Here is an 18,760-nt window from a genome sequence, read left to right on the forward strand (position 1 = left end):
TGGATTGATCGATGAATGGCGCGGGAAACACGGTGGCGGAGATGGCGGCGGCGCGCGGCGTCAGCCTCGCCGCACTGTCGCGGATGATCGGGCGCAACGAGGCCTATCTGCAGCAGTTCGTGAAGCGCGGGACGCCCAAGCGGCTCGACGAAGCGGCGAGGTCGCGGCTCGCCGCTTTCTTCGCGATCGACGAGGAACTGCTCGGCGGACCGCCGCGTGCGTCGGAGTTGATCGCCGTACCGCGGATCGACGCGATCGCGGCGGCGGGGCCGGGCGGGCTAGTGGAGGACGACCGCGTGGTCGGCGAGGAGCGAATCGACCCTCGAATCGCGCGGCGGCTAGGCGTCGCGCCCACCGCGCTGTCGATGATCACCGCGCGCGGTGAATCGATGGAGCCGTTGATTCACGATGGCGACGCCTTGTTCGTCGACACCGCCGACCGCCGGCTGTCGTCGCGTCCCGGGCTGTTCGTGTTGCGGCTTGACGGTGCGCTGTTGGTCAAGCGAGTCGCGCGAATCGGATTCGAACTTCACATCGCGAGCGACAATCCGGCGGCGGCGCCGATCGCGCCGGTGCGCGCGGACAGGGCGGAGATTATCGGACGCGTCGTTCGGCTGGCGCGTTCGCTGCGCTGACCGCGCCTAGGGTCGCCGGTCGATCAGCCAGACCACCACTGCCGCTCCGATCCCGATCACCGCACCGAGCAGCATCCAGCGCTGCGCATGGCCCTGCGTCATCCCCAAAATTCCGCCGACCAGCAGGCCAAGCGCGATAAGGAAACCGCCGGCGGCGGGGGCGGTCGATCGGGGCGGTCGGCGGTCCATACCGTCAAGCCCTGCCATGTCCCGCAATGGAACGCCAGTGTCCCGCTGTTGGACCGGCGGGGCGGGGCGGGAAACGGCGTTTACCACCACAACCCGCAAGCCTCCGCCGATCGTGCCGCCTTGGCATGCGGCTTGAAGCAGGCGGGCAGTCCCGCGCAGCCGCACCTGTGGAGTATCGCATGTCGCTCTATGTCGCCGATCGTTCGTCCGTCGTTGCTGCCGAGGAACTGATCGCGACGTTCGGGGACGATGCCGGGTTCGAAGCGGCAGCGCGCGCCGACAAGAGCCGAGATCTTGGCAACCACTTGCATTTCTGCCGCTGGCGCCAGATCGAGCGATTGATTGTGCTGATGTCGATCGCCCGCGCGGTCGGTACGATCCACTAACTTCGATTAGTACCTTCTGCAGGGAGATTGTTTCGCTCCCGCTGGTTTAGCCCGTATCGCTCCCCAAGCACACGAGGCCGAATGACCACGCCCCAGATCCTGTCGATCGCCTTGTTGTTCGTGATGATGGCGTTCTTCGTGTGGGGTAGATTCCGCTATGACGTGACCGCGATGCTGGCGTTACTCGCTGGGCTGGCGCTTGGCATCATCTCGCCCAAGCAGGCGTTTACCGGCTTTTCGGACGACATCGTCATCATCGTCGGGTCGGCGCTGGTGATCTCGGCCGCGGTGCAGCGATCGGGGCTGATCGAGCGCGCGCTGGCGCTGATCGGCGGGCGCGTGACCAAGGTGCGGTCGCAACTGCTCGTGCTGACCGCGTCGGTCGGCGTCACGTCGGCGCTGGTCAAGAATGTCGGCGCGCTGGCGATGCTGATGCCCGCGGCGTTCCAGATGGCGAAGAAGAACAAGGCCTCGCCGTCGGTATTCCTGATGCCGATGTCGTTCGCGTCGTTGCTCGGTGGGCTGATGACGCTCGTCGGCACCTCGCCCAATATCATCGTCAGCCGTGTGCGCCAGGAGATGACCGGGCATCCGTTCCGCATGTTCGACTATTTCCCGACCGGGTTCGGGCTGCTGCTGATCGGGCTGATCTTCCTGCGCTTCGGCTACCGCTTGCTGCCGCGCGACCGCCGCGCGGTGCCGACGATGGGCGAGGCGCTCGACATCAAGGGCTATGTCACCGAGGTGATGATCGGCGAAGGCTCGCCCGCGATCGACGAGACGGTCGAGGATTTTATCGAACGTCACGATCACGACGTCACCATCACCAGCGTTCTGCGCGCCGGGATGCGGAGCCAGCCGCAAGCGTGGATGAAGCTTCGCGAGGGCGACACGCTGATCATCAGCGGCGAACCGGACGTGCTCGAACGCGTCATCTCGACCAACAAGTTCGCGCTGGCGGGCGAAGATCGCGCGGTGCCGGAAGATCGCAAGGACGAGGAAATCGGTGTGATCGAGGCGGTCATCTCGACCAATTCGGCACTGATCGGCCGCACCGCCAGCCGGATCAAGCTGCAGCAGCGGCTGGGGATCAACCTCATCGCGGTGTCGCGTGGCGGCGAGCGGCTGACGCATCGGCTCGGCGGCACGGTGTTGCGCGCGGGTGACGTCATTGTGCTCCAGGGGCCGCTGACCTTGCTCCCCGAACGCTTGCCCGAGCTTGGCGCGTTGCCGCTGGCGGAACGCACGCTCAGACTCGGCAATTCGCGCAAGGGCTGGCTGCCGGTGGCGGTCCTGGCGGTGGCCATGATCGCTACTGCGACGGGCTACGTTCCGGTCGCGGTGGCGTTCTTCGCGGCAGCGGCGCTGGTGCTGGCGATGGGCGCGCTGCCGCTCGCCGAGGCGTACGGCGCGGTCGAATGGCCGATTCTGATCATGCTCGGCGCGCTTATTCCGGTCGCGGATACGTTGCGGACGACCGGAGCGTCGCGGATCATGGCGACTCAGCTGGCCTATTTCGCAGCAACGCTGCCGCCATGGGGTGCGGTGGCGCTGATCCTCGTCGCGGCAATGGCGGTGACGCCGTTCCTCAACAATGCGGCGACGGTGCTGGTGATGGCGCCGATCGCCGCGGTGTTCGCCAAGAACCTGGGGTATCGCCCCGAAGCGTTCCTGATCGCCACCGCAATGGGCGCCGGGTGCGATTTCCTCACGCCGATCGGGCACCAGTGCAACACGTTGGTATTCGGGCCGGGAGGGTACCGATTCAGCGATTACGCGCGGCTGGGCGCCCCGCTATCGTTGCTGGTGGTACTGTTGGGGACGCCACTGATCCTGTGGTGGTGGCCGTTGCATTAGTTGCATTAGCTCGGCGCAGCGAAATAGCCCCGCTATTTCGCGCCTAGCGCCGAGCTCGGTCGGCGATACGCCAGTATCGGCCGACGGCGCGGCTTTGCCGCGCCGCCTTACCGATTAGGCAGGCTCGCCGACGATCGTCTTCAACTCCATAAAATCGCTCAGCCCGTACTTGCCGCCCTCGCGTCCATTGCCCGATTGCTTGTAACCGCCGAACGGCGTGCCGCCGCTGCCCGACCAGGCGTTGATCGTCACTAGCCCGGCGCGCAGCTTCGGCGCGACCTTCGCGGCCTCGGCAGGATCGCCCGAGATCGTCGCCGACAGGCCGTAATCGGTGTCGTTGGCCATTTCGACCGCCTGGTCGGCGTCCTCATAGCTGGTGATCGTCGCGACTGGGCCGAAGGTTTCCTCGCGATAGATGCGCATCTCGGGGGTGACGTCGGCGAGCAGGGTCGGCTTGACGAAGAACCCGGCGTTGCGGCCGTCGGGGCGCCCGGTGCCGCCGGTGACGAGCGTCGCGCCTTCGTCGATCGCCGACTGGATCAGCCCCTGGATCTTCTCGTACTGCGCCTTGTTGACCACCGGGCCGATATGCGCCCCCATCACGCTGGCGGCGTCGACCGGGGTCGCCTCCATGATCGACTTTACGACGTTGGTGGCGTCGGCGACCTGGCTCTTGTGGACGAGAAGTCGCGTCGGCGCGATGCAGCTTTGCCCCGAATTGGCAAGCACGCCCTGCACCGTCGGCGGCAGCACCTGCGCAAGATCGGCGCCTTCGAGCACCACGTTCGGCGCCTTGCCGCCAAGTTCCTGATGGACGCGCTTGACGGTCGTTGCGGCGGCCTGCGCAACGGCAATGCCCGCGCGCGTCGACCCGGTGAAGCTCACCATATCGACGTCGCGATGGCTGCTGAGCGCAGCGCCGACGCCGGGCCCGTCGCCATTGACGAGGTTGAATACCCCTTTGGGGACGCCCGCCTTGTCGAGGATTTCGGCGAGGATAACCGCATTGCCCGGCGCTTCTTCTGAGGGCTTGAGGATCATGGTGTCGCCCGCCGCGAGCGCGGGCGCGACCTTCGCGCAGATCTGGTTGAGCGGCCAGTTCCACGGCGTGATCATCGCGACGACGCCGAGCGGTTCGTGCACCACGCGCGCCTTGCCGACTCGCTCCTCGAAACTGAATTCCTTGAGTGCTGCTAGCGTGCCGATGAAGTAACCGAGCCCCGCCGGCGCCTGCGCCATCTGCGCGAAGCCGATCGGCGCACCCATTTCCTCGGATGTGGCGGCAGCGAGATCGGGGATGCGCGCCTTATATTCCTCGATGATCCGCTCGAGCAAAGCGATGCGTTCCTCGACCGACGTCTGGCTGTAGCTCGCGAACGCGCGCTTGGCGGCGGCAACCGCTTTGTCGACGTCGTCCTTCGACCCCAGCATGATCTCGCTGACCGGTTGCTCGGTCGACGGGTCGATCACCTCGTGGCGAGTGCCGCCCTCGCTATCGACCCATGCGCCGTCGATATAATGCTTCAGGTAGCTCTTCATCCTGGCCTCCGCGGTTTTTTGGAATGTCGGGTACGGGACGTAGATGACGTGCGTGCGAGTGGGTTGCAACCCGAAACTCGACTCGCCAGTTGAGGCCATCGCAACGGGAGAACGGGACATGGCACGCGTCGCACGGATCGAGCAGCATGGCGGACCTGAGGTGATCCAATGGGTCGACGTCGACTTGCCCGCTCCCGGCGAAGGTGAGGTGCGGGTCAAGACGACCGCGGTCGGGCTTAACTTCATCGAAGTCTACCAGCGCACCGGGCTCTATCCGCTCAAGCTGCCGAGCGGGCTGGGCGGCGAGAGCGCCGGGGTGGTCGAGGGCGTCGGGCCGGGCGTCGTCGGTTTCGAGGAGGGTGACCGTGTCGGCACGTTCGGGCCGACGCTCGGCAGCTACGCCACCGACCGCAACCTTCCCGCGGGCGAGCTGATCAAGTTGCCCGACGATATCGACGACCGCACCGCAGCGGCGATCCTGTTGAAGGGTGGCACCACCGAATTCCTGATCGAACGCTGCGCCAAGGTGGAGAAGGGCTGGACGGTGTTGGTCCACGCCGCGGCGGGCGGGGTGGGGCACCTCGCCGTCGGCTGGCTCAAGCGGATCGGCGCAACGGTGATCGGTACCGTCGGATCGGCCGACAAAGCGGAACGCGCCAAGCGCGCTGGGGCCGACCACGTCATCCAGTACAAGGAACACGATATCGCCGAGACGGTGCGATCAATTACCGGCGGCAAGGGCGTCGACGTGGTGCTCGACGGCGTCGGCAAGGCGACGTGGGAAGCGTCGCTCAAGTCGGTCAAGCGGCGCGGGCTGATCGTCAGCTATGGCAATGCCAGCGGGCCGGTGACGGACGTCAATCTCGGCGTGCTGGCGAGTAGCGGATCTTTGTTCGTCACGCGCCCGACGATGTTCCACTATTACGCGACGATCGAGGACCGTGAGGCTGGGTTCGCCCGCGTTTTTGAGATGTTGCGGTCCGGTGCGATCAAGCCGGAGATCGGCCAGACCTTCGCATTGGAGGATGCCGCCGACGCGCACCGGGCGTTGGAGGCCGGCAAGACCGAGGGCGCGACGGTGTTGTTGCCGTAGCTTCTTCCCCCCTCCCTGAAAGGGAGGGGAATAGAGTCGCCTATTGATCGCCGTTGGACGTATCCTCAGACTCGTCCTTCGGGCCATCGGCGAACGGCATCCTCGGCCCCGCCGGCCGCTTCACCACCGTCACGTGGAAGTCGATGCGGATGCTCACCCACGCGCCGATCAGCGGCTTGCCGCCACGGCGCGGTGGGCGGACGAGGAATTGCCACGCCGCCAGCCGCATGTCGCGGCCCAGTCCCGATCCAACCGGCGACTCGCCGATCGAGCGGCAATTCTCGACATGATAGTTCGCGACCGTCTTGCACGCGATCAGCGCCCAGCCGCCGCTTGGCGGCAGGTTCTTCACATAGCCGTTGAGCTCGGCATTGCTCGGCTCGCGATACCATTCGGCGCGATAGAGCGGCATCCCGCCCGGCCCTTCGCCTGGGCCATAGGCAAGCTTGCTGTCGTCGCTGTCGCCGGCGTCGTTGCCTTGGCCCGATCCCTTGATCTTGCTGATGTCGGTCGACCCAAGCTCAATCGGCAGCACCCCAGGGAGCGCCACCGGCGGCGGTGGTGCCTTGGGCGGCGGGGCGACGTCGGGCGGCAGCGTCGATGGCGGAGCGGAAGCGCTCTTCGGCTTGGGCGTATTGTCCGCCTTCTTCGCGCGATCGGGCGCAGTGGAGGCGGTGTCGTCGGACGGCGGCGCCAGCGCGAAGGTGATCGGGCGCTTGGCCTTCGGCTCGATCGTCACTCGCGGGCCGAAGATCAGCAGGATCAGGATCAGCAGCGCTTCGACCGCGAGCGCCAGTACGAACGATGTCGTGCGCCGGCGGTCCGGGATCAGGCGACGGAACGCGGGCGACATCGTCGCGCCGCCTAGGCGCGTCTGCTACCGCCCGCAACGGCGACTCACTCGGTTCGTCGCATCCGCGCTAACCGGGATAGGGTTTGTCCTTGAGCAGCGCGGCGAGGTGCGCGGCATTGTTCGCGAGCATCGTCGCGCTCTTGGCGACCTTGTCGGGGGTGTTGTCGAGGTCCTTGAAATCGATCGAGCCATACGCCTCGCCGACCCAATACACCGCCGCGGTCGCGGGCATTGTCCAGCCGACATCGTTCAGCGCCTGGAACAATTGCGCGGTCGAGAAATGTGCGCCGTCCTCATTGCCGACGATGGCCGCGACCGCTACCTTCGAAAAACTCGGCATGCGGCCCTTGTCGTCAGTCTCGCTGAGGAACGCGTCCATCCGCTCTAGCACGCGCTTGGCGATGCTGCCGATCTGCCCCATCCAGATCGGCCCGCCGAAGATCAGGATGTCGTGCGCCAGGATCTTTTCGCGCAAGCCCGGCCATTCGTCGCCGTCGCCCTCGTCCGAGGTGACGCCGGGCTTGATGTTCAGTGCCGCGACGCGAACGGTTTCGGTCAGCTCGACATCGGCCTTGGCGAACGCGTCCTTGACCACCGCGATCATCGAGTCGGTAGAGGATTCCCCCTCGGACTTGAGCGTGCAGTTGAGCGCGATCGCTTTGAGCGGCATGATTTTCTCCTGTCGAATGCGGGACCAACGCGGGGCGTGCGCGTTTGTCTCCCGAACGATCGGAGGCATGGATGACCTATCTGCTGCTGTTTCTGGCCGGCGCCTTTCTGTGCAACGGCATTCCGCATCTGGCCGCGGGGCTGCGTGGCGAGCCGTTCCCGACGCCGTTCGCCAAGCCGCCGGGCAAGGGGCTGTCACCGCCTTTGGTGAATTTCGTCTGGGGATCGGCCAATCTGTTCGGCGGCTTCGTTTTGGCTGTGTGGCGGTTGGCGACGGTCCATTCGATCGTCGGGCTGGCCTTAATGGCGCTCGGCTGGCTGGCGATCGGGATCTATCTTGCGATCCATTTCGGCAAGGTGCGGGCGGGGCGGGTGGGCTGACCCGCCCCCGGCGGCATTACGCCGCTTTTTGCCCGGCAATTGCCTTTGCCGCCTCCAGGATCTCGGTCGGGAACATTGCTATGATCGTCGAATTGTGCTCGACGCCGATCTCGGTCAGCGTCTGCAGCCGACGAAGCTCGAGCGCGCCCGGCGTGGTGCCGATCTGCGCGGCGGCCTCGGTCAGCTTGATCGACGCTTCCTGCTCGCCCTCCGCCTTGATGATCCGCGCGCGCTTCTCACGGATCGCCTCGGCTTCCTTGGCGATCGCGCGTTGCATCTGCGGCGGGATGTCGAGGTCCTTGATCTCGACCGAATCGAACTCGACGCCCCAGCGGTTGCAGCGCGACGTCAGCAGATCGAGCAACCGCGCGTTGATGACCGTCCGGTCCTTGAGCATCTGGTCGAGGTCCGACTGCCCGATCGCGTCGCGCATCGCGGTCTCGGCCGCCTGAACGATCGCGGCGGTCCAGTTCGTTACCGTGGTAACGACGCCCGCCGCGTCGAACGCGCGGAACCAGATCACCGCATTGACCCTGACGGCGACGCCGTCGCGCGTGACGGTCTCCTGCGAATCCAGTGCCCAGGTGATCGTGCGAATGTCGATCTTGACCACCCGCTCGACGATCGGGATCAGCCAGAACCAGCCGGGCCCCTTGGTCGCCTGCAGCCGGCCAAGCCGGAACACGACGCCGCGTTCATATTCCTGGTTGATGCCGAACGATTTGAGCGCGAGCACCAGCGCGATGCCCGCGGGCACCGCAACAAACAGCCATGTCAGGGGAAGCATCGTTGCCTCGAAAGATGCCGCGATCATGCGGCGTGGCGCGGCGGTTGCCGCGACCTATTATGTAGGCCCGTTGCGGAAGCGAAACATCACGAAATCCCTGCAATCGTGCATGCAAAAGTTGCAGCTTCAGGCGGTGGGCGGTTCCGGGCGAGGGCGCAAATGTTGCGGACGGATGTCGATACCGGGCGCGGTAAAGCGATAGTCGCCGGGCAAGTCGAACTTGTGGAGCGACCGCTTGGGCATCAACCCGGTCTCGCCGCGCTTGAGTTCGATGCTGAGTTTGCAAACGCCGCCGCCGATCGCCGTGATGAAGCCCTGCTTGATCCGCAGTTCGACCGCTTCGATCGCCGCGGTCAGGGTCAACGACAGTTCGATCGGCGGGCTCGTCCAGCCGCCGACCGTCACCATCAAGTGCGGATGGAGGTCGATATCGAGGTCGTGCTTGCCGAGCCTCAGCCGTGAGGTGCGGACCTGGCGATACTTGTCGGTGTCGCCGCGATCGGCAATCTCGCGCACACCGGCCCATGCCCCCGCGATCGCGTCCAGCAGGTCGAAATTGGCGAGCGCGTCGTCGATCGCATCGACTGCCTGGCCGCCTAGCCACGACGCCGACAGCCGCATCCACCGGCCCTTTCCTTCCTCGGCCAGCGCGTCCTTGATCGCCTTTCCCAGGCTGTCGATCGTGTCGCCATCGGCGAGCGCATCGAGATCGAGCACGAAGGGTTCAGTCATCGGCGGGCTCCTCGGACAGGATCGTCAGCGCCGACACGCGAAGGTCGGGGGCGATTTCGGCGGTGACGGCGACCTCGGGCATCATCAGCGGTAGCGCGCCGGCCACGCGCCCGGGCGCGGGCGCGATCCCGCCGCGGATGCGCGGGCGCGGGAACGGGGTCAATGCCTTGGCGGCGGTCAGGATGGCGAGCAACGCCGCGAGGATCGCGGCGATGCTCCAGCCGCCCGCCGAATCGAGCCACGCGAACAGGCGGCCGTCCTCCGAGCCCGAACCGATGTCGTGATCCGTATCGCCACCCGGCGCCGACGCGGAAGGTGAGGGCGCGGGGGTCGGAGAAGACGACGGCGAAGACGACGGAGAAGGGGAGGGGGAGGGCGACGGCGTAGGCGTCGGATGCATGGCGACCGCATCGGGAGCATCGTCGATCGAGCCGGTCGCGCTGGCCCGGTCGATGACGGCGCCCTGCGGTGCGCGCACGATTCGCAGCACGACGGTGCGCGCGCCCTGCGTATCGGCGCGGGCGAGAGTCGCGACCGACACGCCGGCGCGGCGCTGCCCCGGCGCGAAGCGAACCGTGAAGCGGCCCGGGCGATAGTCGCGCCCGGCCGCCGCGCTGCCATCCGCGGTCACCACGTCGAGCATCACCGCGGCGAGGGCGGCGCCGCTGCGCGCGACGGGAAAGACCAGCGTGCCGCCCTCCTGGACACCGACCGCGTCGGCAATACCGACGCGGTCGGGGGTTGGATTGGTGGCTGCAGTGGCCGCCGGCGATGGCTTTGACGTCGGTCGTGGTGAGGGAGGTGGTGACGGTGACGGCGTAGGGGCGGGCATGGGCGGTGTCGGCGTGTCAGCCAGGATCGTACCGGTCGCCTCGCGCCGATCCGCTACTCCCGAATCGGGGAGGTTGAGTAGCGTGACCGTGAAGCGGCGCGCGGGCCGAACGTCGGCTCCCGCGATCGTGCGGACTGAGACCGTGCCGGACGTCTGGCCACTTGCGAGCAGCAACGGTGCGATGCGGGTGGAATAGTCGGTCTTGGCCTTGGCGGTGCCGTCGGCCGCCGCGACGGCGATGAACACCATCTTGGACACCCTGCCGCTGCGTGTGACCTTGAAGGTCAGCGTATCGCCCTCGCGTCCGCTGGCGTCGGCGATAGCGTAATGCGGAACGGTCGGCTGGCCGTCGTCGCGGGTTTGCAGCGCGCTCACGGGCGGCGGCGCGAGCGCGATCGGCGCGGCGAGCGCCCAATAGGGAATGCGTCGTGCGATCGTTCCAGCCCCCCGGTGGATCGTCGATAGCGCCTAGCAGATTTGCCGATGCGATGCGATGACTGCGGCATGGCCGACCAAGGCATGCGATCGATATGGACTTCGGGCGGGCAGCTGCCGCCCCGAAACGATCGTTCCTAGTCTCGCAGCAACTCGTTGATGCTGGTCTTGGCGCGGGTCTGGGCGTCGGCGCGCTTGATGATGACCGCGCAATAGAGCGCCGGCTTGCCATCGCCGCCGCCGATCGAGCCGGGGACGAGCACCGCATAGGGTGGCACTTCGCCCATCGTCACCTCGCCGGTCGCGCGCTCGACGATCTTGGTCGACTTGCCGAGATAGACCCCCATCGACAGCACCGCGCCTTCGCCGACGCGCACGCCTTCGGCGACTTCCGACCGCGCGCCGATAAAGCAATTGTCGCCGATGATCACCGGATCGGCCTGGAGCGGTTCGAGCACGCCGCCGATCCCGGCGCCGCCCGAGATATGAACGTTGCGCCCGATCTGCGCGCAGCTGCCGACGGTCGCCCAGGTATCGACCATCGTCCCTTCGCCGACGTAAGCGCCGATGTTGACGAAACTCGGCATTAGCACCGCGTTGCGGCCGACATAGGCGCCGCGCCGCACCACCGCGCCGGGGACGACGCGAAAGCCGGCGTCGCGGAAGCGGTTCTCGCCCCAGTCTGCGAACTTCGACGGCACCTTGTCGAACGCCGGCGCGCCAGCCGCGCCGCTCTCGACCACCGCATTGTCATTGAGCCGGAACGACAGCAGCACCGCTTTCTTGAGCCATTGGTTGACCGTCCAGCTATCGCCCGACGGCTCCGCGACGCGCGCCTCGCCCGAATCGAGCAGCTCGAGTGCGGCCTCGACCGCGTCGCGCACCGGCCCGCGCGTGGCGGTCGATACGCTCGCGCGATCGTCCCAAGCGGCGTCGATCGTCGTCGCCAGATCGGTCATGCTTCCAGTACCTCGTGCAGCCAGTGCGTGATGTCGCGCGTCGTGAAGTCCACGTGTTCGAGATCGGCGCCTTCCGCCTGTTCGCTGCCATTGTCGACCCACAAGGTGGTCATGCCGATGTCTTTCGCCGGCTTGAGGTTGCGCGCCATATCGTCGGCGAACAGGCTATGCGCCGGATCGAGATCGTAGGCGTCGCAGATGTGGCGATAGGCCGAGGGCTCGGGCTTGGGCTTGTAGTCGAGCGCGTGGACGTCGTGGATCGCTTCGAAGCTGTCGCCGAGCCCAAGCCGCGCCAGGATCTTGCGCGCATAGGCGGCGTCGGCGTTGGTGAAGACCAGCTTGCGCCCCGGCAACCGGGCGATCGCGGCGGCGAGCGGGGCATTCTCCTCGAGCATGTCCATTTCGATATCATGGACGTCGGCGAGATATGCGTGCGGATCGACGCCGTGTTCCGCCATCAGCCCGGCCAGCGTGGTGCCGCGGGTGTGGAAATAGTTCTTCTGGATGCGATACGCTTCGTCGCGATCGACGTCGAAGAAGCGCCGGATATAGTCGGTGATGCGGCGGTCGACCTGCTCGAACAACCGCGCGCCATGCGGATAGAGCGTGTTGTCGAGATCGAAAATCCAGTTGCGGATGGGAGCGAGACGCGCAAGCATGCGGTCGGGCTCTAGGCAGCACATTGCCCTGGAGCAAGGCGAGTGCCGACCTATGGCATTAAGGCGCTGTAAATCTTCGTTAATGCATCGCCGGCCAATAGGGGTCGCAAGGACATCGCCATGAATCTACGCGTACGGCTTTTACAGTCGGCGGCAGTCGCCGGTATCCTGCTGACCGCAGGGTGCGGCGGCGGGGGCGTCGGCAGCACGCCGACCCCGACCCCTGCGCCCGCACCGGCACCATCGCCATCGCCTACCCCCACGCCGACGCCGGTTCCCACGCCGACGCCGACGCCGACCCCCACGCCTACGCCCTCGTCCTACGATACCGCCGAATATCGCGCGACGGTCGGCGCGGTCTCGGCGAACGCGCTGGTCGCGTACAACAATGGCGCGACGGGCGCGGGCATCAAGGTCGGTGTCGTCGATTCGGGTCTCGATATCGCCAGCGACCAGTTCATCGGCCGAGTCGATCCGGCCTCGGCCAATGTTGCGGGCGGCACCACCTATGACGACGAGGACGGTCATGGCACCGCCGTCTCCTTCACCATCGCCGGTGTGCGCAACGGCGCGGGCACGCACGGCATCGCGTTCGACGCGACGATCATCGCCGCGCGCGCCGACACGCCGGGCACCTGCGCCACCACCACCGGCCCCGATGCGGGCTGTTCGTTCGACGACGTCAACATCGCCAAGGGCATCGATCTCGCGGTCAATGCCGGCGCGCGAGTCATCAATCTGTCGCTCGGCGGCGACCCCCCATCGGGGACGCTGATCGCAGCACTCAATCGGGCGACGGCGAAGGGTGTGATCATCGTCGTCGCCGCGGGCAATGACGGTGCGGACGCGACTAAGGGGCCGTCGCCCGATCCGTTCGGGGCGGGGCTCGTCAACAGCGGGTCCGCGCGCAACCTGGTGATCATCGCCGGGTCGGTCGGCGCCAATAACAGCCGCACCGTCGGCGGTGATATCATCTCGACCTTCAGCAACCGCGCCGGCTCTGGACCTGAAGAGCAATTCTACCTCGCTGCGGTCGGCGAAGACGTGCGCGCACCGTGCAATGATACGCAGGTCTGTCTGTGGTCGGGCACGTCGCTTTCGACGCCGCAGATCGCCGGTGCGGCCGCGCTGCTCGCGCAGGCGTTTCCGACCTTGTCAGGTGCGCAGATCGTCCAGATCCTGCTGACCAGCGCCCGCGATGCCGGCACCACGGGCACCGATTCGACCTATGGCCGCGGCGTGCTCGATCTGACCAAGGCGTTCTCGCCGCTCGGCGGCACGTCGACCACAACCGGCGCACCGGTGTCGCTCAGCGCAAACGGCACGCTGTCGGCGCCAATGGGCGACGCCCGAACCGGAACGCTGGGTGCGGTGATCCTCGACGGGTTCGACCGCGCGTTCGCGCTCGACCTTGCGCGCACGATCAGCCGGGCGGGGCCGCAACGCACGCTCGCGGCGACGCTGACCGGCAAGCAGCAGAACATGAACTTCAGCCGCGGCAATACCAGCGTCGCCATGACGATCGCGCCGTTTCGCGGGGGTGGTGCGGTGCTGACCGGACTCAACCTCAACCGCCAAGACGCCGAGCAGTCGCGTGCGATCGCCGGCAGCATCGTCCAGCGGCTCGGCAGCAAGGCGAGCTTTGCGATTGGTTTTGCGGAGACCGGGCAGGGGCTGACGGCGCGGCTCAACGGCCAGGCGGCGCCCGCCTTCCTCGTCGCGCGCGATCCGCTGACCAATCTCGGGTTCGACAGCGTCGCGCGCAGCTCGCTCGCCATGCGCGAACAGGTCGGAAAGTTCGGCGTCACCGGATCGGTCGAAAGCGGAGACGCTTTGGTCCGCGGCGACCGCGAGATGCTCCCAGCGCTTGCCTATCGCTACAGCCGGTCCGGGTACGACCGCGTCGCGGTGACGCTCGACCGCCGTTTTGGGCCGCTCGGGCTATGGGTCGGCGCGAGCCGGCTCGACGAGCGCGATACCTTGCTGGGCGCGCGCTTTTCGGCGGGGCTCGGGAGCCCGCGCGCGACGAGCTATTTCCTCGACGCGACGGCACGGCTTGACGCCGGCCATGGCTGGTCGCTCGGCGGGTCGTGGCGCCAAGGGTGGACGCTCGCCGACCTGCGCTTCGGCGTCGACGGCGGCGGCACCGTGCGGACCAATGCCTTTGCCGCCGACGTCGCGAAATCGGGGGTGTTCGGCAAGACCGACCAATTGGCGTTCCGCATCGCGCAGCCGCTTCGCGTGTCGAGCGGCGCGCTGGCACTGAGCTTGCCGACGGGGTGGAGCTATGACGGCTTGGGCGGCGTCTCCGATTACACCCGCCAGACGCTCAACCTCGCCCCGACCGGGCGCGAGATCGACCTCGAGGCGGCGTATGGCTGGTCGCTCTGGCGCGGCGCGGTGCAGACCAATTTCTTCTACCGCCGCGATCCGGGCAATTTCGCGTCGTTGCCGGACGATTACGGGCTAGCGATGCGCTACGGGTTCAAGTTCTAGCCTGCTCCCCTCCCTGGAAGGGAGGGGCTGGGGGTGGGTAGAGGCTCGGCGATACGGTCTAGTTCCTCCACGGAGCGATTCGTACCACCTGGACGCGCCAACCCCCAACCCCTCTCGCAAGCGGGAGGGGAATGCACTTGCGGCGCGTCCGTCCCTCCCCATCTCCCGCGCATGACCGCTTTCTCGCTGCTCGATCTCGTCCCCGTCGTCGAAGGCGGCACCGTGCCGCAAGCGCTGGCCAACGCCGCCGCAATGGCGCGGCATGCGGAAGAGTGCGGCTATCACCGCTACTGGGTCGCCGAGCATCACGGCATGGCGGGGATCGCCAGCTCGGCCACCGCGGTGGTGATCGCGCATGTCGGTGCCGCGACCTCGACGATCCGGGTCGGCGCGGGCGGGATCATGCTCCCCAACCACGCGCCGCTGGTGATAGCCGAGCAATTCGGCACGCTCGACGCGCTGTTTCCCGGCCGCATCGACCTCGGCCTCGGCCGAGCGCCCGGCAGCGGCCAGCGAGTCGCCCAGGCGATCCGCCGCACGCTCGAAACCGCCCCCAACGCCTTCCCGCGCGACGTGCTCGAGCTGCAAAGCTATTTCGCCGACGACGGCCAGACCGGCATCCGCGCAACCCCGGGCGCTGGGGCCGACCCCGAATTGTGGATCCTGGGGTCGAGCTTGTTCGGCGCACAACTCGCGGCGATGCTCGGGCTGCCGTTCGCCTTCGCGTCGCATTTCGCCCCCGACGCGCTCGACCAGGCGCTCGCTATCTATCGCCGCGACTTCCGGCCCTCCGCGCAGCTCGATCGGCCTCATGCGATGGCCGGGTTCAACGTGTTCGCAGCCGACAGCGACGAGGAAGCCGAATTCCTCGCCAGCTCGCAGCAGCAATCGTTCGTGAGCCTGCGCACCGGCAATCCGCGCCAGCTGCCGCCGCCGATCGCGGGGTACCGCGACAGCCTGCCGCCGCAGCACGCCGCAATCCTCGACCATGTCCTGCAATGCTCGGCCATCGGCACCGTGGGCAGAGTCGCGCGCGGGCTTGCGGCGTTCATCGACCGCACGCATGTCGATGAAGTAATGATCACCAGCTCGATCTACGACGTTGCGGCGCGCCGACGCAGCGTGGCGCTGGCCGCGGAGGCGATGGAGAGCCTGAGGGTCGGTGCTTAGTATTTCGTCTTTGCGAGCGTAGCGAAGCAATCCAGTGCAACGCGAGACCGCTGGATTGCTTCGCTACGCTCGCAAGAGCGGGGGCATCAACCGGTCACCACCTTCAACGCTCCCGGCCGGATTCGGAATTCAAGCGGGGAGGCGAGGCGCTGCACCTCGCCGTCGAGCGCAATGTCGATGCTGCCCACGGTTCTGACGGTGAGCGTCTCACACTCGCCGATCGCGACGAAATCGACCGAGCGCTGCGCCCGCCCGACCAGCGTCCTTGCGGCGAACCACAGCAACGCGCTCCGGCTGCGATGCGCGACGGCATAGACAGACAGCCGCCCGCCGGTCAGCGACTTGCGCTCGCCGATCTCACCGCGGTCGAGCGAATAAACGTTATTGCCGACGAACAGCAACGGCGTGACCACGGTCTGCTCGCCCTGTCCGAGGTCGAGCCGCAAACGATGTTGTGGCAGCCGTTTGATCGCAGCGAACGCCGCCGGAACCGTCGACAGCCACTTCGGCCAGCCCTTGTCGTCCTGCAGCCCCTCGCGAGTCTTCACCATCAGCGGGTAGAGTCCGATCGAGGCGTTGTTGACGAATACATGGCCATCGACTTCGGCGACATCGATAGCGGTCGCCTTGCCGGTCGCGGCGATCTTCGCCGCTTCGTTCAGGTCGCTCGGCAGCCCGAGGTCGCGCGCGAGATGGTTGAGCGTGCCCAGCGGGAGCAGGCCGAGCTCGGCGTCGCCATCGACCAATTGCTGCGCAGCGCACGCTGCGGTGCCGTCGCCGCCCGCGACGACGACCCGGCCCTGCTTCGATGCCGCGTCGATCGCGTCGGTCATCTCGCCGCCGTCGAGCGGCTGGATATCGGCGTCGGCCCCCGCGGCGCGAAACGCGTCGGCGAGCGTCGCTTCGAGCGTCTCGCCCAGTTTCGCTGCCGTGCCGCCATTCTTGTTGACGATGACTGGAAGCTGCACGCTCAACTCGCCGCCGGCAGCCGCAGCCGCACCATCAAACCGCCCAAATCCTCGCTCTCGTCCAGGCTGACCGTGCCTTCGTAGATCTCCGCCACGTCGCGAACGATCGCGAGGCCGAGCCCGGTCCCGGGTTTGCCGGTATCGAGCCGGGCACCACGATCGAAGATCCGGACCCGCTCCTCTTCGGGAATGCCGACGCCGTCATCCTCGACCTGGATTTCGACGAACCCGGCTTGCCCGACAACCGTCACGAACACGCTGCCACCGCCATATTTGGCCGCGTTTTCGATGAGGTTCCCGAGCATTTCGTCGAGATCCTGCCGCTCGACATGAACTTGCAGGTCCCTCGGCCCGTCGGCGTCGATGCGGACGTGCGGGTAGAGCCGGGACACCGCGCGCTCGACCGAATCGAGGCTTGGCCACACCTCGGCGCGGCTGTGCGCCGATCCGCGCCGGCCGACTGCGCGAGCGCGCGCGAGGTGGTGATCGACCTGGCGCCGCATCGTCCGCGCCTCGCGCACCACCGTCTCCGCGAGATCGTCGGCCTTCGCGGTCGCGGAGTTCATGATCACGGTCAATGGCGTCTTGAGCGCGTGCGCGAGGTTGCCGGCATGGCGCCGCGCTTCCTCCGCCTGGCGATCGTTATGCTCGATCAGCGCGTTCAATTCCTCGACCATCGGCGCGACCTCGGCGGGCATCGGGCCTTCGAGCCGGGCGGCGCGTCCGCCGCGCAATCGCGCAATCTCCAGCCGTAACCGCGTGAGCGGTCGCAGCCCGTACCAGGTCTGCAGCCCCGCCATCACGATCAGCCCGAGCGCGAGCAGCAGGAAGCTTCGCACCAGCGTCCGCCGCAGCGCATCGATCTGCGCCTCGAGCCCGTCGCGGCTCTGCGCGACCTGAAAACGCCATCGCACCGGCGACCCCGGTATGCGCACGTCGCGTTCGAGGATGCGCAGCTTCTCACCGGGAAACTGGTCGCTGTCGTAGCTGTGCACTTCGATGTCGGTGTGCGCGCTGCCATAAGCGAGCCGCCGGTCCCATAGCGAGTTCGAGGCGAAGGGCTCGCGTCCCGGTGCGCTGACCTGCCAGTAAAGCCCCGAATAGGGTTCGAGGAAGCGCTGGTCGGCGGGCGCGCGGTTGAAGATCACTTCGCCGTCCGGACCGATCTCGGCTGAGGTGAACAATGAGGTCAGGACGTAGTCGAGCTGGTCGTCGAAATTGCGCGTGACGGCGCCGGTCAGCACGCGATCGAGCGCGTACCCGCCGCCCGCCAGCAGCACGAGAATCCAGAGTGCCGCGACCGCGATCATCCGGCGGCCCAGCGATCCGGTGACTCGCGTTGGCGCAGGTGCCGGCGCGGCGAGCGAAGCCTCCGGCTGGTCCGCCGCGCCGCGGACAGGATCCTGTTCGGCCACCGCCTATGCGATCAATCGGTCGCGCGCGGCGGGCCGTCGGGGTCGTCGAGGCTATAGCCAAGCCCGCGGATCGTGGTGATCACGTCCTGGCCCAATTTCTTGCGAATACGGGTCACGAACACTTCGATCGTGTTCGAATCGCGGTCGAAATCCTGGTCGTAGATATGCTCGATCAGCTCGGTCCGGCTGACGATCTTGCCCTTGTGATGGAGCAGGTAGGACAGAAGCTTATACTCCTGTGCGGTCAGCTTCACCGGATCGCCCGCCAGCGTGACCTTGCCGCTCCGCGTATCGAGCCGGACATCGCCTGCGATCAGTTCGGATGACGCATTGCCCGACGCGCGGCGGATCAGCGCGCGCAGGCGCGCGATCAATTCCTCGGTCTGGAACGGTTTGGCGACGTAATCGTCGGCGCCGGCGTCGAGCCCGGCGACCTTGTCCGACCAGCTGTCGCGCGCGGTCAGAACGAGCACCGGCGTGGTCTTGCCCTGCTTGCGCCAGCGGTCGAGCACGGTCAGCCCGTCAATCTCCGGCAAGCCCAGATCGAGCACGATCGCGTCATAACTCTCGGTCTCGCCGAGGAAGAGGCCTTCCTCGCCGTCGGTCGCGAGATCGATCGCATAGCCGGCGCCCTCCAGCGTATTCTTGAGCTGCTGGCCCAGATTGGGTTCGTCCTCGACGATCAGAACGCGCATTATCGTCCCC

19 protein-coding genes are annotated in these 18,760 nt (G+C 67.0%); 7 read left to right on the top strand and 12 right to left on the bottom strand.

The genetic code is table 11. The features are described 5' to 3' along the window. Window positions 1-11: 11 nt before the first annotated feature. Window positions 12-635, top strand: a complete 624-nt coding sequence (locus VH326_RS13450; protein WP_329632344.1) for a S24 family peptidase — start codon at window positions 12-14, stop codon at window positions 633-635. Window positions 636-641: 6 nt separating this feature from the next. On the opposite strand, the gene VH326_RS13455 is transcribed toward VH326_RS13450, so the two are convergent. Then, window positions 642-824: a hypothetical protein gene (locus VH326_RS13455; protein WP_329632345.1), complete on the bottom strand. Its 183-nt coding sequence runs from the start codon at window positions 822-824 to the stop codon at window positions 642-644. Between the two features lie 179 nt (window positions 825-1,003). Here VH326_RS13455 and VH326_RS13460 point away from each other — a divergent pair, with 179 nt between their 5' ends. Continuing rightward, window positions 1,004-1,210 (top strand): hypothetical protein, encoded by a 207-nt coding sequence (locus tag VH326_RS13460; RefSeq protein ID WP_329632422.1) that lies wholly within the window; start codon window positions 1,004-1,006, stop codon window positions 1,208-1,210. A gap of 81 nt (window positions 1,211-1,291) precedes the next feature. After that, a complete protein-coding gene (locus VH326_RS13465; protein WP_329632346.1) occupies window positions 1,292-3,067 on the top strand; it encodes an SLC13 family permease in 1,776 nt (591 codons plus the stop codon). Window positions 3,068-3,181: 114 nt separating this feature from the next. Here the strand turns inward: VH326_RS13465 and VH326_RS13470 are convergent, their stop codons facing one another. Continuing rightward, complete coding sequence (locus VH326_RS13470; protein ID WP_329632347.1) at window positions 3,182-4,606, bottom strand: aldehyde dehydrogenase family protein; 1,425 nt, start codon at window positions 4,604-4,606, stop codon at window positions 3,182-3,184. Between the two features lie 118 nt (window positions 4,607-4,724). On the opposite strand from VH326_RS13470, the gene VH326_RS13475 reads away from it, so the two are divergent. Continuing rightward, window positions 4,725-5,699 carry a quinone oxidoreductase gene (locus VH326_RS13475; RefSeq protein ID WP_329632348.1) on the top strand — a complete coding sequence of 325 codons (975 nt, stop codon included), beginning with the start codon at window positions 4,725-4,727 and terminating at the stop codon, window positions 5,697-5,699. Between the two features lie 40 nt (window positions 5,700-5,739). Here VH326_RS13475 and VH326_RS13480 read toward each other — a convergent pair whose 3' ends face one another. After that, window positions 5,740-6,552, bottom strand: a complete 813-nt coding sequence (locus tag VH326_RS13480) for a hypothetical protein (RefSeq protein ID WP_329632349.1) — start codon at window positions 6,550-6,552, stop codon at window positions 5,740-5,742. A 67-nt stretch (window positions 6,553-6,619) separates the two neighbouring features. Next, complete coding sequence (locus VH326_RS13485) at window positions 6,620-7,222, bottom strand: flavodoxin family protein (protein WP_329632350.1); 603 nt, start codon at window positions 7,220-7,222, stop codon at window positions 6,620-6,622. Between the two features lie 71 nt (window positions 7,223-7,293). On the opposite strand from VH326_RS13485, the gene VH326_RS13490 reads away from it, so the two are divergent. Beyond that, complete coding sequence (locus tag VH326_RS13490; protein ID WP_329632351.1) at window positions 7,294-7,602, top strand: hypothetical protein; 309 nt, start codon at window positions 7,294-7,296, stop codon at window positions 7,600-7,602. A gap of 16 nt (window positions 7,603-7,618) precedes the next feature. On the opposite strand, the gene VH326_RS13495 is transcribed toward VH326_RS13490, so the two are convergent. The 5 genes from VH326_RS13495 to VH326_RS13515 all read right to left on the bottom strand — a co-directional run bounded on the left by VH326_RS13495 (window position 7,619) and on the right by VH326_RS13515 (window position 12,006). Beyond that, the gene (locus VH326_RS13495; protein WP_329632352.1) at window positions 7,619-8,389 is read right to left on the bottom strand and encodes an SPFH domain-containing protein; all 771 of its coding nucleotides are present in this window, start codon (window positions 8,387-8,389) and stop codon (window positions 7,619-7,621) included. Window positions 8,390-8,515: 126 nt separating this feature from the next. After that, window positions 8,516-9,121, bottom strand: coding sequence for a hypothetical protein (locus tag VH326_RS13500; protein WP_329632353.1), 606 nt, complete (start codon window positions 9,119-9,121; stop codon window positions 8,516-8,518). Beyond that, entirely contained in the window at window positions 9,114-10,328 is a 1,215-nt protein-coding gene (locus VH326_RS13505; RefSeq protein WP_329632354.1) for a Calx-beta domain-containing protein, read from the bottom strand. Before VH326_RS13505 ends, VH326_RS13500 begins: the two co-directional genes overlap by 8 nt. Window positions 10,329-10,525: 197 nt before the next feature. After that, the gene (gene dapD, locus VH326_RS13510; protein WP_329632355.1) at window positions 10,526-11,347 is read right to left on the bottom strand and encodes a 2,3,4,5-tetrahydropyridine-2,6-dicarboxylate N-succinyltransferase; all 822 of its coding nucleotides are present in this window, start codon (window positions 11,345-11,347) and stop codon (window positions 10,526-10,528) included. Then, a complete protein-coding gene (locus VH326_RS13515; RefSeq protein WP_329632356.1) occupies window positions 11,344-12,006 on the bottom strand; it encodes a pyrimidine 5'-nucleotidase in 663 nt (220 codons plus the stop codon). Before VH326_RS13515 ends, dapD begins: the two co-directional genes overlap by 4 nt. 120 nt (window positions 12,007-12,126) lie before the next feature. Here VH326_RS13515 and VH326_RS13520 point away from each other — a divergent pair, with 120 nt between their 5' ends. Both VH326_RS13520 and VH326_RS13525 read left to right on the top strand, forming a co-directional pair. After that, a complete protein-coding gene (locus VH326_RS13520) occupies window positions 12,127-14,502 on the top strand; it encodes a S8 family peptidase (RefSeq protein WP_329632357.1) in 2,376 nt (791 codons plus the stop codon). Between the two features lie 171 nt (window positions 14,503-14,673). Continuing rightward, the gene (locus tag VH326_RS13525) at window positions 14,674-15,672 is read left to right on the top strand and encodes an LLM class flavin-dependent oxidoreductase (protein WP_329632358.1); all 999 of its coding nucleotides are present in this window, start codon (window positions 14,674-14,676) and stop codon (window positions 15,670-15,672) included. A gap of 86 nt (window positions 15,673-15,758) precedes the next feature. Here the strand turns inward: VH326_RS13525 and VH326_RS13530 are convergent, their stop codons facing one another. From VH326_RS13530 to VH326_RS13540, 3 genes are all read right to left on the bottom strand, one after another. Continuing rightward, on the bottom strand, window positions 15,759-16,640 hold the full coding sequence (locus VH326_RS13530) for a diacylglycerol/lipid kinase family protein (protein WP_329632359.1): 882 nt from the start codon (window positions 16,638-16,640) through the stop codon (window positions 15,759-15,761). A 2-nt stretch (window positions 16,641-16,642) separates the two neighbouring features. Continuing rightward, a complete protein-coding gene (locus tag VH326_RS13535; RefSeq protein ID WP_329632423.1) occupies window positions 16,643-17,950 on the bottom strand; it encodes an ATP-binding protein in 1,308 nt (435 codons plus the stop codon). A gap of 116 nt (window positions 17,951-18,066) precedes the next feature. Further along, window positions 18,067-18,750, bottom strand: a complete 684-nt coding sequence (locus VH326_RS13540) for a response regulator transcription factor (RefSeq protein WP_329632360.1) — start codon at window positions 18,748-18,750, stop codon at window positions 18,067-18,069. Window positions 18,751-18,760: the final 10 nt, after the last annotated feature.

It is taken from the genome of Sphingomonas sp. (assembly GCF_036269755.1).
GTDB lineage: Bacteria > Pseudomonadota > Alphaproteobacteria > Sphingomonadales > Sphingomonadaceae > Sphingomonas.